Genomic DNA, 14,247 nt, shown 5'->3' with positions numbered 1-14,247 from the left:
CGCTCCTGCAAACCGACGGTTTGCAGGAGCGTTTTACCGTAAATCGTTAGTCTTTCATAACGCCGGCGCAACGAGCACAGAGCGTCGGTCTGTCGGCATCGGCACCGACAGTTTCGCTGTGCGTCCAGCAGCGTTCGCACCGCGCATGCGGTGACGGCACGACGACAGCCTTCATGTCGGGATGGTCGGCGCCGCTCACCGCCTCAACGGGAGACGTCCCGTTAACGAGAACGACTTCACTGACAATAAGAAGCGTAGCCAACCGTTTTTCGTAAGGCTTCAAATCAGCGTAAGCCTCGCCTTCAGCATAAATCGTGACGGCCGCATCGAGAGAATGGCCGATCGTATGGTCCTTGCGGGCGCCTTCCAGAATGCGGGTCAAATCGCTGCGATAAGACAGGAGTTTGTTCCAGCGGGCTGCCAGATCAGCATCCAGATATTCCGGGTGGGCTTGCGGCCAATCGGTAAGCAGTACGCTTTCTTCTTTCCCGGAAACTGCCGGCATATACTGCCAGACCTCTTCAGCCGTAAAGGAAAGAACAGGAGAAATGATTTTAACCAGCGTATCGAGAATCTGATACATCGCAGTCTGCGAACTGCGGCGAATCGGTGCCGCCGCTTTTTCCGTGTAAAGCCGATCCTTGATAATATCCAGATAAATGGCGCTCAAATCAACGGTACAGAAGTTATGAATAGCGTGGTACATCGTATGGAACTGGTAATTTTCATACGCTTCCGATACCGTTTCAAAAACCTGTTCCAGCCGCAGCAGCGCCCATTTATCAATCTCTTCCATTGCCGCATAAGGTACCGCGTCGGTTTCGGGATCAAAATCAGCCAAATTCCCCAACAGGAACCGGAACGTATTGCGGATCTTCCGATACACATCACTGAGTTGCTTCAGTATTTTCGGCGAAAGACGGACGTCTCCCTGATAATCGGCAGATGACACCCAAAGCCGCATGACGTCGGCGCCGTACTGGTCGATGATCTCCTGCGGTGCCACCGTATTGCCGACGGATTTACTCATTTTACGCCCTTCACCGTCAACAGTAAACCCGTGGGTCAAAACCGATTTATACGGCGCATATCCGTTGATGGCGACGGATGTCAACAAAGACGAGTTGAACCAGCCGCGGTGTTGGTCAGAGCCTTCCAAATACATTTCACAGGGATAATCCAAGTCCGGATCATGGCACAAAACCCCTTGATGTGTCGAACCGCTGTCGAACCAGACATCCATGATATCGCTTTCTTTGCGGAATTCTCCGCTGCCGCAGTGAGGGCAGGTATAGCCTTCGGGAAGCAATTCTTTTTCTGTATGAGCCCACCAGGCATCGGAACCTTCTACAGCAAAAATTTTCTGCAGCTGTGCAATGGTTTCGTCATTAATGATAGCTTCTCCGCATTCTTTGCAATAAAAAATAGGAATCGGCACACCCCAGACGCGCTGGCGGGAAATGCACCAGTCGCCGCGGTCGCGAATCATATTGTAAATGCGGTCATGCCCCCAGTCCGGAATCCATTTTACCTGATTAATGGCGGCCAGCGCTTTCTGCCGATATCCGTCGACGGAAGAAAACCATTGCTCCGTCGCCCGGTAAATAATCGGATTTTTGCAGCGCCAACAATGGGCATACTGATGGCGCAGCGTCGCTTTGGCAAACAGCGCGCCGCAATGCGCCAAATCCTTGATAATCTGAACCTGGGTATCGTCATCAAGGACGAAGCGGCCTTCATACTGCGGCACGGCTTTCGTGTACCGGCCGTCGGGACCGACAGTACCGATGGGCCCCAAATCCCAAGCCGCATATTTCTTACAGGCATCAAAGTCTTCCGCGCCGTGATCAGGCGCAGTATGTACCAGACCGGTACCGCTTTCGAGTGTGACATGGGCGCCGAGAATGACGGGAACTTTACGATCGCCATAGAACGGATGCTGGAAGACAAGGCCTTCAATCTGCTTGCCCGTCATCACCTCCGGTAAGACAACGTAATCCGTAATCTTGGCCGCAGCCAGTGTTGAGGAAACCAGTTCTTTAGCCATCAGCACGGCGTCGCCGCCTACGTTGACCCAAACGTACTCAATTTCTTCATTAGCGCAAATGGCCCGATTGGCGGGAATCGTCCACGGCGTTGTCGTCCAGATCAGCGCATAAACATGATCCAAATCGAAACCGTGCGGCCCATGACAACCGAGGTCAACGGCCTTAAAGCGAACGTAAAGAGAGAAGGATTTGACTTCTTTATATTCGATTTCCGCTTCTGCCAACGCCGTTTCACAATGAGGACACCAGTATACGGCCTTCATCCCCTTGTAGATGTGGCCGTTCTTGGCCATTTTGCCGAATACGCCGATCTGTGCTACTTCGACATGTTTGAGAAGCGTCAAGTACGGATGATCCCAATCACCGAGCACGCCAAAGCGGATAAAATCGGCCTTCTGCTCGGCAACGCGTTCCAACGCATAGTCATGGCATCGTTTCCGCAGATCGAGAGGCGACATTTCGTGTCGGTTAAGCCCGGTATCTTTAATAACGGCATGCTCAATCGGCAACCCATGCGTATCCCAGCCGGGAATATATTTCGTATAATGCCCCGTTTGTGTTTTATATTTTAAAATGACATCTTTCAGCACTTTATTCAGCGCATGGCCGATATGGAGTTTGCCGTTGGCATATGGAGGGCCGTCATGAAGGATAAACTTCGGCGCCCCTTCTCTTTTTTTCAAACGCTTTTCATAAATATTGTTTTCCTGCCAGAACTTCAAAAAATCAGGTTCCCGTTTCGGCAAATTGCCGCGCATGGGAAAATCCGTTTCCGGCAAATGCAAGGTCTTACCGTAATCCATTTTCCTTCCTCCTCAACATAAACAAAAAACGTCTTCGCCCCGCAAGGGACGAAGACGCCAGTCACCGTGGTACCACCCTATTGACTGCCGCAGCAGCCACTTGATGCCGATAACGGTGCAAACCGGCAGCCGTCCCGCGGCTGCAGCTTCAAAGTGATCTGTCAACACCGGTCCTCACCGGACTCCCACTCTCTCCGGCTCGCTGTCAAGACCCTTCGTATTGACCGTCTTTTTCATCGCTTTTACCTGTAATATTACAAGGAAAGCCTTGTATATAGACAAATTGTAAATGCTATTGACGCCTTTGTCAAGAAAAAGAACGGCATCTCCCGGAGATCTTGCCACCTGAGCGGCCCGGTTCGTTTCGCTTATTTCCAGAAATCCAGTTCTCTCGAATCGAGACCGATATCGGCAGCCTTGAACACGGGATTCTTCCCCGCCTTTTTCTGTTCTTCATAATTTTTCATAGCTTTAATTGCCGTCTTGCCCAAAAGCGCGCATGCGGGGATATTGATCAAGCACATACCGGCCATGAAGATATCGGCCACATCCCAGACGGCGGCCATCGGCATAATGGCGCCGATGAAAATGATGAATGTTGCAATAATGCGATAAGCAAACATGAATTCCTTACTCGGTTCTCTGCGGTGTAAATAGGTCAGACAATTATCAACGTAGAACAAATTGCCGATCAAAGTCGTGAAGGCAAAAAGCACCATACAAATCGTAACCAGGAGCGGACCGAAAGAGCCAAAATCGACGGTCAGGGCCTGCTGCACATAAACGGCGCCGGCCGCTTCCTTCGTAATAGGAATCCCCGAGCAAAGACACATCATCGCTGTTGCCGTACAAATCAGCAAGGTGTCGATAAAGACGGAAAGCATCTGTACCAGCCCCTGTTTTACGGGATGACTGACATCAGCCGTGGCCGCCGCATTCGGCGCCGATCCGATACCGGCTTCATTGGAAAAAAGACCGCGCTTAACGCCGTACAGCAGACAGGAACCGGAAATGCCGCCGAAAATGGCCTCAAAATTAAAGGCATCGGACAAGATCATGGCGAAAACGTGCGGCAAGATTGAAATATTCATGATGATGACGATAACGGCGGCAAGAACATAAATCAGCCCCATGAGCGGAACGATAAGCGCTGCAGTATGAACGATGCGCTTGCCGCCGCCAATAATGCAGTACCCTGTAATAACGGCCAACACGGCCCCAATCACCATCGGTGTCGAATCGGGATTATAAAAGCTGTATACGGCAAAAGTCGACTGCAAGTTGAAAGAAGCGACCAGATTAAAACCGACTGCATAGGTCATAATCAGCAATCCGGCAAAAATAACGGCAAAAAAGCGACTGTGCAGCGCATTTTCGATATAATACGCCGGACCGCCGTAGCTGCCGCCCTGTGAATCCTTTTTTTTGTAAATCTGCGCCAAGGTGCTTTCAATAAAGGCACTGGCGCCACCGATAACGGCTACGACCCACATCCAGAACACGGCCCCGGCGCCGCCCAGACAGATAGCCGTCGAAACACCGACAATATTACCGGTACCGACTCGGGACGCCGTGGAAACCATCAGCGCCTGAAAAGAGGAAATGGCGCCTTCAGTCTGCGGCTTTTCCGCGACGACGCGAATGCTTTCAGCAAACATCCGAAACTGTACCAATCCCGTCAACGACGTAAAATACAGACCGGCAATCAATAGCACGACAACGAGAACGGGGTAATACAAAAACCCGTCAAGCCAGTCAAGAACAGGCATAACGACAGGCGATAATGAATCAAAAAAACTGGACTCCATAATAAATCTTCCTCTCCTTAGATGAGACCGGCCGATTGCTCCCCCAGCACGCAATCGTTGCCAAGTCAAAACATAAAACTCGTTTTCATATATAGAAATAGTAATATTTTTTCTGTTTAATGTCAATAATTATACCTGATTATATCTTATTGATTTGGCATAGAATAGGTTTTTTCTATATCATCATTTTATTATCTACCAAAAAAATCTCTTATTTTCCTATTTTTTTCCTTTTTTCTCTATTTTTTTACAAATTATTTCCTCAATATGAAATTTCATAATATGAAATTATACGACATTTATTTCATATTTATCCGACTCCTGTTTCTCGCCTTTTTTTCCATCGGTGGCAGAATCATCATAATCATGATATAGTGATAACAAAAGGAAGAAGGGTGCTAATGGATACAGCATTACTCTTGAAAAAAGTGATCGCCTATGACCGGGGAGACGCCCGACGCATACAACACCTGTTAAAGGTCTATGCCTATGCCGATCTGCTTGCTTCCCTGGAAGGCATTGACGGCAGAACGAAAGAGATCCTGAACACGGCGGCGATTCTGCATGATATAGGAATTCATCAGGCGGAAAAACAGTACGGTTCCGCTGCCGGTAAGTTTCAAGAAAAGACGGGCCCCGTCGAAGCGCGTAAGATACTCACCAGCCTGACCGATGATGCCGCATTGATCGACCGCGTCTGTTTTCTCATCGGCCATCATCATACCTACACCGGTGTAAACGGTATTGATTGGCAGCTTCTGCTGGAAGCCGATTTCCTGGTCAACGCTTATGAAGACGGTCTGACAGCAACGGGAATCATGGCTGCAGCAGAGCGCTTCTTCAAAAGTAAAAGCGGTCTCGCATTGTTGCAGGATACCTTTGCGATTTAAAAGGGGGAACAGATAATGACAGATATCGAAAAATTTTGTGCTATGGTCAAAGAATCGGATAATATCGTTTTTTTCGGCGGCGCCGGTGTCTCGACGGAAAGCGGCATTCCCGATTTCCGCAGCGTTGACGGTCTCTATAATCAACACTACAAATTCCGTCCCGAAACAATCCTCAGCCATACGTTTTACGTTCATAATAAAGACGAATTTTTCCGCTTCTACCACGACAAAATGCTCTGTCTCGACGCCCGGCCGAACGCCGCCCATTTGAAACTCGCCGAATTGGAACGGGCCGGAAAGTTAAAAGCTGTCATTACGCAAAATATCGACGGTCTCCACCAGAAAGGCGGCAGTAAAAACGTGCTGGAACTGCACGGCAGTGTCCATCGAAATTACTGCGAGCATTGTCATAAATTTTTTGACGCCCACTATATGAAAGCTGCCGATTCCGTTCCCGTCTGCAATGCCTGCGGCGGTCCGGTCAAGCCCGATGTCGTCCTCTATGAAGAGGGCCTCGACAACAGCGTCGTCGAACAAGCGCTCTACTACATCAGTCACGCCGACATGCTGATCATCGGCGGCACATCGCTCGTCGTCTATCCTGCAGCCGGTTTCATCCGCTACTACAAAGGGCATAAGCTGGTTCTTATCAACAAATCGCCGACCGATTTTGACACCTCCGCCGATCTGGTCATTTCCGACGCCATCGGCAACGTATTCAGCCAACTGGTTATATAAAGCGGAAACAAAAAAACGCTCTGATTCTAGAGCGTTTTTTTGTTTCAGTCCCGTGCAAAGACAGGCCGGTTATTCTCAAAGCACTGAATTCGCGCCAGTGATTCAACGTGAAAGCCTGCCGCTTCCAAGAGATGCCGTCCCGGTTGAAAAGATTTTTCAATGACAATACCGATCCCGGCAATATGGGCGCCGCCTGCTTCGACTAAATGCGACAGTCCCAACGCCGCCGTACCGCTGGCTAAAAAATCATCAATAAGCAAAATATCCTCGCCTTTGGCAATAAATCGTTTGCTGATTGATGCCATATAGGTCTCTTCTTTGGTATAAGAATAGATTTCCGTCATATACATGCCGTCGTTCATCAGTAGCGACGCTTTTTTTCTGGCAAAAACGACGGGGACGTTACCTAAGGCGATGGAGACCGCCATTGCCACGGCAATGCCGGAAGACTCGATCGTCACGATCTTATCAATCTTACAATCGCGAAACTTTGCGGCAAGTTCCTGCCCCATGCGCAGCATCAGGGAAACGTCAATTTGTTGGTTCAAAAAATTATCAACTTTCAAAATACGATTATCAATGATTGTCCCGTCCTGCAAAATCTTTTCTTCCAACTCTTTCATCTCTATCTGCCCCTTCACTATACCTTCATCAAATTGCTGCCGCTAAAAGTAAACAAGCGTCACTCCGTCGCCGCCATTTTGCGAATCTTCCGGTGCGAAACGCGTGACAAAAGGTTGTTCCGACAAAAAATCGTGAATCTGTCGTCGCAATGCGCCGCTTCCTTTGCCGTGAATGATACGCACAGGACTGAAGCCTGCCGATAACGCCTGATCCAAAAAACGCTCCACCAGAGGAATCGCTTCCTGTCCCGTCTTGCCGATAATGTTGATTTCCGTGTTGACCTGAACGGTCCGTACAGGCCTGAATGACGATTCTGCCGCCGCTTTCTTTTCAGCCCGCCGTTCCTGTTTCAATTCTTCCAAAAACGGTGCGCTAATATCCTTATCCGTCACCCGCACAGTCATCCCTCGAACAGAGACGGTCGCCTTCTTTCCTCTGCATTCCGTAACCGTTCCCAAACCGTCAAGAGAATTAATAAAGACTAGCTGCCCCACCTTCAGCCGAGCCATATCGACCGGATCACGCCGCTGCTTTTCCTCTGCCGGCAACGAGATCTGCTGAACAGCGCGGCGCGCTTTATCGATCGCCTTGGCTCTGTCACTTTCTCCGCCTTCTCTGGCCTGCTGTTTTAATTCGCGGATGATCCGCTCCGATTCCAAGCGCAGGCTCCGCTTTAATTCCATCGCTTCACGCCTGCTGGCGGCAATGATGTCCTGCCGTTTTTCCGCCGCTTTATCCTTTTCGTGACGCAATTCCGCCTCCAGCTGCCGCACTGCAGCCAATCGTTGCTCCAGCTGCTGTTGTTCTTCATCCATTTGCTGAGATTGCGCATTGAGCTTGGTCAAAATCGCTTCCATATCAACATCTTGCGACCGGCTGCGCAGTTCCCGCGCCTTAGCCAAGACCGGCAACGGCATGCCGAGACGCTCGCTGATGCTGAAAGCGTGACTGCTGCCGGCGGAACCGATGCGGAGCTTATACGTAGGACGCAACGTTTCCACATCAAATTCGACATGGCCGTTTTCAATGCCGGCAGTCTGATAGGCATAGTTTTTCAAATCATTGTAATGGGTCGTAACCATGACGAGCGCGCCCTTTTCATAAAGTGCTTCCATGATCGCAATGGCAATGGCGCTGCCTTCGGCCGGATCTGTTCCCGAACCGAGCTCATCAGCCAGAATCAGATCGGCGGGACCGCTGTGGTTAATGATGTAAATGAGCTGCTTCATGTGACTGGAAAAGGTGCTTAAATTTTGCGCAATATCCTGTTCGTCACCGATATCGGCAAAAACGTTGCGAAAAACCGGCAATTCCGAACCGTCGAGACCCGGAATGAACAGTCCCGCCTGGTGCATTAAAACGATTAGCCCCAACGTTTTCATGGCAACCGTCTTCCCGCCGGTATTTGACCCCGTAATCAGCAATATCCGGTAATCGCCGCCGAGAAAGATCGTATTCGGAACAACGCAGTCGCCGTCGATTAAGGGGTGCCTGGCCTGATAGAGTTTGACTGTGCCTGTCGGCGATATTTCAGGTCTGACCGCTTTCATGCGAACAGCCAGCTGAGCCTTGGCAAAAGCGAATTCCAGCTGCCCCACTGCCTGCGTCGCCGTGCGGATCGCTTCATACTCCTCGGCGACGGCGGCCGTAAGTCGATGAAAGATCCGCTCAATTTCCCTGCTCTCGCCTAAGCGTGCCGTTTGTAAGTCATTATTCGCCTGCACAATGGCCAACGGTTCTACATAGAGCGTCGCGCCGCTGGCAGAGGTATCGTGAACAATGCCGGGAAAAGCGTGCCTGTATTCCTGCTTGATCGGTACGACATACCGATTATTGCGAACTGTTACCAAAACATCCTGAAAATATTTCTGATACTCCTTATTGTTGAGAACGCCGTTCATATATCGCTTTGTCTGCCGCTCCAGATCATTGATGCGATTGCGAAGACGGAGCAATTCAGGAGACGCATTGTCGCGCAACTGGTGGTCCTTGTCAAATACGGAAGCAAAAGAATGAATGAGCATCGTGAAATCGGCAATCCCTTCAGCTCGCTCCGCTAATTGACTGTACGCTTCCCTTTTCTCGGAAAAAAAACGGTGAATTTCGCCGTAGCGCTGTAAGTTCAGCCAAATATCGACGCATTCATAACCTTCCAAAGTCACACTGCGTTTCGCTTTTTCCAAAGCCGGCCTAATTTCGGTAATGCCGCCGAAAGGAGCCGTTCCTTCACGTTGCAGACAATGCAGGGCTTCTTCCGTATCATTCAGACTTGTCCGGACCATATCCGCATCACTGCTGGGACGCAAATGCTTGGCGATCTCTTTCGACACCTTGGAAGGCGCCAGCTGAATGAGCATATTCTGTATTTGATAAAATCCGAGAATGCGGATACTTCGGTTATTCATTCTATTGATACGCCTACTTTCCTATAATGCTGTGAAAGAAATGTCCGCGCGTGACATGTCTGTCGTCTTTGGTAAAAAGCATCGTTTCCGTACCGTCACAAATTTTCCGGTACTGACGCACTGTCGCCGCAACCCACTGCGGACTGCAGCCGCGAGCTTCGAGCCGCAAGCGCATCGCCTGCATTTTTTGCAGGTCGCGGTAATAAGGAACTATATTCAGCTCTTTCCCGTTTAAAATATGCGTCCTGCAATATTGATCCGTCATAAGCGGAAATGATTCACCTTTTCTGTCTGCCAACGAAAAATGCCCGGTCATGCAGACAGCGGGACATGACCGCTTCCGACCTGTGCCGGCAAATGCGGCTATAGGACAATATTCCGTTACCATCAATTCCTGCCGGCCGGCAACGCAGATCTCCACGGGAACAGCAAGCTCTGCCGCGATTTCTCCGATTTGCCGCAGCGTCAGTTCCGGTGAAAGAGCAAGACCCGTACAACCCATGGCTACATACGCTGCTGCCGTCGCATTAAAAATATTCAAGTACATATCGCCGTTAACAGGCAAGTCGATACGCAGCTGCCGCAACAATTCCATAGCGCCTAAGGCGCCGATATATACGCCGTCTATATGGCAAGCGGCGGCAAGCGCCAATTCTCTGCTGACGGCCTCCGCATTCTCTTGCCGTTCTATCCGCGGCGTCGACGCCCATAACTGACAGCCGTAGGCACGTACGGCGGCGGCGGCTTCACGCCATTCGGCGATTCCGAACGGGCGGTGATGATAGGATTCACCGCCGAAAATGACCCGATCAGCGCCATTGGCGGCAGCTGCCTTTACAGCCGCAACCGTGTCACAACGGACCGTAACCTCCATAGCCTCCAGCGCCTCCCCGCTGACGGGGCTGGCCAGAGAAACGGCCTGACCGCTGCGGGGGCGTTTATACTCGCCGCGTATTTCCGCTTTCATCAACTCAACAGCTCGACGGCGCAACTCATTGATGACACTGGAGGGAATCATCATCGTTTCATCCCATATGGTTGCATCGGCCAATGAAAAAACGGTGTCGCCCAACCGGTCAAGCTGTGTCTTCAGCCAAAGCCGCGTCGCCGGACGCTTATGCGCCGGTTCCGGCACATAAGCGGAATAAACTTCGCCGCTATGCCCCGCTTCATCCCAAACAGTGAGAACCAAACGACCGTCGGCAGTCGTTCCCAAATGGCAATACAGCGGGATCGACTGCCGCAGCGCTTCAGCGGACTGTTCCCGATCCGTCTGCCGCGCGAGGCGATACAAATCCCCCGGAAACAAATCACGGCAGCGAAATTCCAGGATACTCCCCTTCTCCTTTGACGGATTGACGGCTTTTATTTCATCAATTCGTTCTCTGCCGTCGGAATGACAGACCTTGACGATATCTCCGGCCTGAAGCTCCGTTGTCAACGCGGCAAGTCCTTCCCTTTCGTTCCATTCCAACAAGACGCCTGCATACATGCCCCTGTTGCCGCTCTCCCCTTCCGTAACGGTCTTCCTCCCGACCGTGTAGGCCAAAAAATCTGCCTGATAGGAACGATTAAATGTTTCCCTGAGCAGTTGAAGGCCTTCTTCTACAGCTTCTTGCCGCTTTCGCTCCGGCAACGTACAGGAATCCAAAATGCGCCGATAAGCGAAAACCGTATTTCGGACATACCCGTTATTTTTCATTCTGCCTTCAATTTTAAAGGACGAAACGCCGGCGGCCACGAGGTCCGGAATATACGCTGCCGCGCACAGATCTTTCAAGCTCAGCAAATAGACGTCCTTCGTCGTCACCGCTTTGTCGTCCCTTAGGAGTCGGAATGGCAGGCGGCAGGGCTGCGCGCAAGAACCGCGATTACCGCTGCGGCCGCCCATAAAACTGCTCATCAGGCATTGCCCCGAATAGGACATACAAGAAGCGCCGTGAATGAAAACCTCGACGGCCATCTTCGTTTGACTGCAAATAGAGGAAATCTCCGGCAATGACAGTTCTCTTGCCAAAACGACTTGCGTAAATCCCAGGGCCTCCAACTGCCGCACGCCTGCCAGGTCGGCAATAGTCATCTGGGTGCTGCCGTGCAGCGGAAGCGCAGGCGCCACATCACGCGCCAGTGCGGCGACGGCAAGATCCTGGACGATGACCCCGTCAACGGCAATAACGTCCAGATACTGCAAATACGCTTTCAAGTCTTCCCGTTCCGTATCGGCAATAACGATATTGACAGTCACGTAAACCTTGACGCCAAACATATGCGCCGTTTCAACGGCTCTCTCCAGCTCACGGTGATCCAAATTATGTGCGAATTTCCTGGCACCGAAAGCTTTGCCGCCTAAATAAACGGCATCGGCGCCGGCGTTGATCGCCGTCCAAACATGCGACAGCGACCCTGCCGGTGCTAATAATTCTGCCATTGCATTTCTCCTCTTGCTTAAGGTAATCTCTACTTTAGTTTATTATTATATCATACCTGCCGAAATTTCTTCCACGCCTTACGACAGACTCTTGTACAACTCGGCAACGACAGCGGCCGTAACAGGATACGCCGTTACTGCCACCGAGGTCTTCCGCATGGTCAACTCCACATACGCATCGATTTCCGCCGCAGTCAGCGCTACGTGTTCAGGCATCAAATCAACCATTAACGCCCTGAAATCCGTAATTCCGGAAAGGCTCAGGATATCCCATATGCGTTCCGTCTTATGCGGCATCGTTTCCGACATTAACGCCATATACGCGGGAAGCAGCAGCCCGTTGGCACGGCCATGGGATAAATCTTTATAATATGTCAACTGGTACCCCATGCCATGTACCAACGTCGTTCCCGTCTGCGCAATCGTAATCCCTGCCAACATCGATCCGTACAACAAATCTTCGCGCACAGAATAGGGAAGCTTCCCTTTCAGTTCCGTCAGATGGCCGCCGATAAACCGCATCGCTTCTTCAGCCCAGACGTCACTCATGGGCGTCGCCCTTTTCGAAAGATAGCCTTCAACGGCATGCGACAACGCATCAATGGCGGTATCAATCGTCACCTTCTCACTGACGCTCATCGTAAAAGACGGATCAACATAAGAAAGAGTCGGGAAAAGAAGGGGATCGGCAACCGATTCCTTTGTCCCCTTACAATGATTCGTCAGTACGCCGACTTTTGTCACCTCGCTACCGGTTCCCGCTGTCGTCGGTACCGTTACGATTGGCAAAGGCCGAGCATAGGGTCCTGTAAAAAGACGTTCATCATCCAATGTATTCGTACAAAGCAGCGCAATCACTTTGCCTGCATCCATCGGTGAACCGCCGCCAATGGCGATGATAACATCACAGGCTTCCGCCTTGGCCAAATTTGCGGCCCGTCGCACAGTCTCAATCGACGGATTGCTTTCAACTTCATCAAAAAGGCACCAGTCTATTTCCAAGTTCCGCAAACACGCTTGCACAGCATCTTGTGCGCCATTGGCCTTTGCTGAACGGCGTCCGGTTACAAGCATGGCTTTATGCCCTAATGCGCTGATCGCTTCTCCCGAATGTTGCAGACAATCTCTGCCGAAAAATACTTTCGTCGGCATTTCATACGAAAACATTACCAAGACCCCTTCCACATAGGATATTGCAAACTCAACTGGTGATATGCCTCTACTTCTTTGCGAGTCTCTTCCTTTTCCTCTTCCGTAACGGAACGGATAATACGGAAGGGATTTCCGTATACCAGCGAATCGGCCGGGATTTGTTTCCCCTGCGTAATAATCGTGCCGGCGCCGATAATGGAGTTTTCACCGATGCTGCTGTAGCTCATCAGCACGGCGCCCATACCGATCAACGCGCCGGCGCCGATGGACTGTCCGTGGATAATGGCGTTGTGTCCGATCAGTACATGATCGCCAATATGATGAGGCGTGCGAATATCGGAGTGAACGGTAACGTTATCCTGTATATTCGTGTAAGCGCCGACTGTAATCGCACTGAAATCACCGCGAATAACGGCATTCGGCCAGATACTGACACCCGGTCCCAAGGTGACATCGCCGATGATGACCGCCGTGTCAGCTAACACGGCAGTATGATGAATGGTAGGATAAATTCCCTTAAAAGGTAAAATATGAGCCATCATAATCCTCCTGTCCGAACATAATGCAAAAAAAGAACGCGGCCGTACAAAAACACAGCCGTGTTCTCTAATGAAAACCAATTGCTTACCCCAGAATTACGCCCTTATTTTCTAATAGTTTAATACCGGCAGAACAGGCCGGACAATCGCAATACACAGCACCTGCCGCCTTAATTTCTTCGGCATGCGCCAAAAGGGCTTTCGCTTTTTCTTCGCCGAAAAGGGAGATGCCAGCCGACGATCCCGCAAAGGCAATCACTCCGTCAACAGGCATGATATCACCTTCCACTTCAGCGAGCAGTTTCTTGAATACAGCGACCTCTTTTTCCGTGCCGACTGCATTGAGCCACTCCGCTCCCAGCTCTTTCAACGCGCCATAACAGGAAGGCGCTGCTATCATATCTTTAACGACCTGTACTAACTCTTCTTTCGTCATAATCGTACCTCCCTAAAATAAAAAACATAAAATATATGATTATTATAATACATCACCTGCACACTAGCAAGGCGAGTAGTTAGTAGTTAGTAGTTAGTAGTTAGTGGTTAGTAGTTAGTGGTTAGTAGTTAGTGGTTAGTAGTTAGTGGTTAGTAGTTAGTGGTTAGTAGTTAGTGGTTAGTAGTTAGTGGTTACACCCCATTGGTGACAAAAAAAGAGAGACACACGATCGTGTGTCTCTCTTTTTTCGTAATCAGCAACTTCCTATCCTCCCAGGGGGCCTCCCCCCAAGTACGTTCGGCGTTTGTAGGCTTAACTGCTGTGTTCGGTATGGGAACAGGTGGATCCCTACAGCTATCGTCACTGAATTCCTCTC

At 50.5% G+C, this 14,247-nt stretch carries 11 protein-coding genes and 1 rRNA gene; 2 read left to right on the top strand and 10 right to left on the bottom strand.

Annotated features, from left to right (window positions below):
* Positions 1-46: 46 nt before the first annotated feature.
* From ileS to C0977_RS09530, 3 genes are all read right to left on the bottom strand, one after another.
* Positions 47-2,851 carry an isoleucine--tRNA ligase gene (ileS, locus tag C0977_RS09535; RefSeq protein ID WP_101913231.1) on the bottom strand — a complete coding sequence of 935 codons (2,805 nt, stop codon included), beginning with the start codon at positions 2,849-2,851 and terminating at the stop codon, positions 47-49.
* A 12-nt stretch (positions 2,852-2,863) separates the two neighbouring features.
* Positions 2,864-3,019: a hypothetical protein gene (locus C0977_RS10905; protein ID WP_159459057.1), complete on the bottom strand. Its 156-nt coding sequence runs from the start codon at positions 3,017-3,019 to the stop codon at positions 2,864-2,866.
* A gap of 200 nt (positions 3,020-3,219) precedes the next feature.
* Entirely contained in the window at positions 3,220-4,659 is a 1,440-nt protein-coding gene (locus C0977_RS09530) for an alanine/glycine:cation symporter family protein (RefSeq protein ID WP_023054528.1), read from the bottom strand.
* Positions 4,660-5,060: 401 nt separating this feature from the next.
* On the opposite strand from C0977_RS09530, the gene C0977_RS09525 reads away from it, so the two are divergent.
* Both C0977_RS09525 and C0977_RS09520 read left to right on the top strand, forming a co-directional pair.
* Positions 5,061-5,549 (top strand): HD domain-containing protein, encoded by a 489-nt coding sequence (locus C0977_RS09525; RefSeq protein ID WP_023054529.1) that lies wholly within the window; start codon positions 5,061-5,063, stop codon positions 5,547-5,549.
* Between the two features lie 15 nt (positions 5,550-5,564).
* Entirely contained in the window at positions 5,565-6,287 is a 723-nt protein-coding gene (locus C0977_RS09520; protein WP_023054532.1) for an NAD-dependent protein deacylase, read from the top strand.
* A gap of 44 nt (positions 6,288-6,331) precedes the next feature.
* Here the strand turns inward: C0977_RS09520 and C0977_RS09515 are convergent, their stop codons facing one another.
* The 7 genes from C0977_RS09515 to rrf form a co-directional block, all read right to left on the bottom strand.
* Positions 6,332-6,910, bottom strand: a complete 579-nt coding sequence (locus C0977_RS09515; RefSeq protein ID WP_101913230.1) for a xanthine phosphoribosyltransferase — start codon at positions 6,908-6,910, stop codon at positions 6,332-6,334.
* Positions 6,911-6,952: 42 nt separating this feature from the next.
* Positions 6,953-9,316: an endonuclease MutS2 gene (locus C0977_RS09510; RefSeq protein ID WP_101913229.1), complete on the bottom strand. Its 2,364-nt coding sequence runs from the start codon at positions 9,314-9,316 to the stop codon at positions 6,953-6,955.
* 13 nt (positions 9,317-9,329) lie between these two features.
* Positions 9,330-11,744, bottom strand: coding sequence for a DUF3656 domain-containing U32 family peptidase (locus tag C0977_RS09505; RefSeq protein ID WP_101913228.1), 2,415 nt, complete (start codon positions 11,742-11,744; stop codon positions 9,330-9,332).
* A 78-nt stretch (positions 11,745-11,822) separates the two neighbouring features.
* Positions 11,823-12,911, bottom strand: coding sequence for an iron-containing alcohol dehydrogenase family protein (locus C0977_RS09500; protein WP_101913227.1), 1,089 nt, complete (start codon positions 12,909-12,911; stop codon positions 11,823-11,825).
* On the bottom strand, positions 12,911-13,438 hold the full coding sequence (locus C0977_RS09495) for a gamma carbonic anhydrase family protein (protein WP_234987638.1): 528 nt from the start codon (positions 13,436-13,438) through the stop codon (positions 12,911-12,913). The genes C0977_RS09500 and C0977_RS09495 overlap by 1 nt, the downstream gene beginning before the upstream one ends.
* A gap of 82 nt (positions 13,439-13,520) precedes the next feature.
* Positions 13,521-13,871 carry a hypothetical protein gene (locus tag C0977_RS09490; RefSeq protein ID WP_023054147.1) on the bottom strand — a complete coding sequence of 117 codons (351 nt, stop codon included), beginning with the start codon at positions 13,869-13,871 and terminating at the stop codon, positions 13,521-13,523.
* 251 nt (positions 13,872-14,122) lie between these two features.
* A 5S ribosomal RNA gene (rrf, locus tag C0977_RS09485) occupies positions 14,123-14,239 on the bottom strand.
* Positions 14,240-14,247 lie beyond the last annotated feature (8 nt).

Source organism: Megasphaera vaginalis (ex Bordigoni et al. 2020) (assembly GCF_900240295.1).
Taxonomy (GTDB): Bacteria; Bacillota; Negativicutes; order Veillonellales; family Megasphaeraceae; genus Megasphaera; species Megasphaera vaginalis.
The sequence above is the reverse complement of the archived record's forward strand: the minus strand, read 5'-3'. Positions and strand labels throughout refer to the sequence as shown.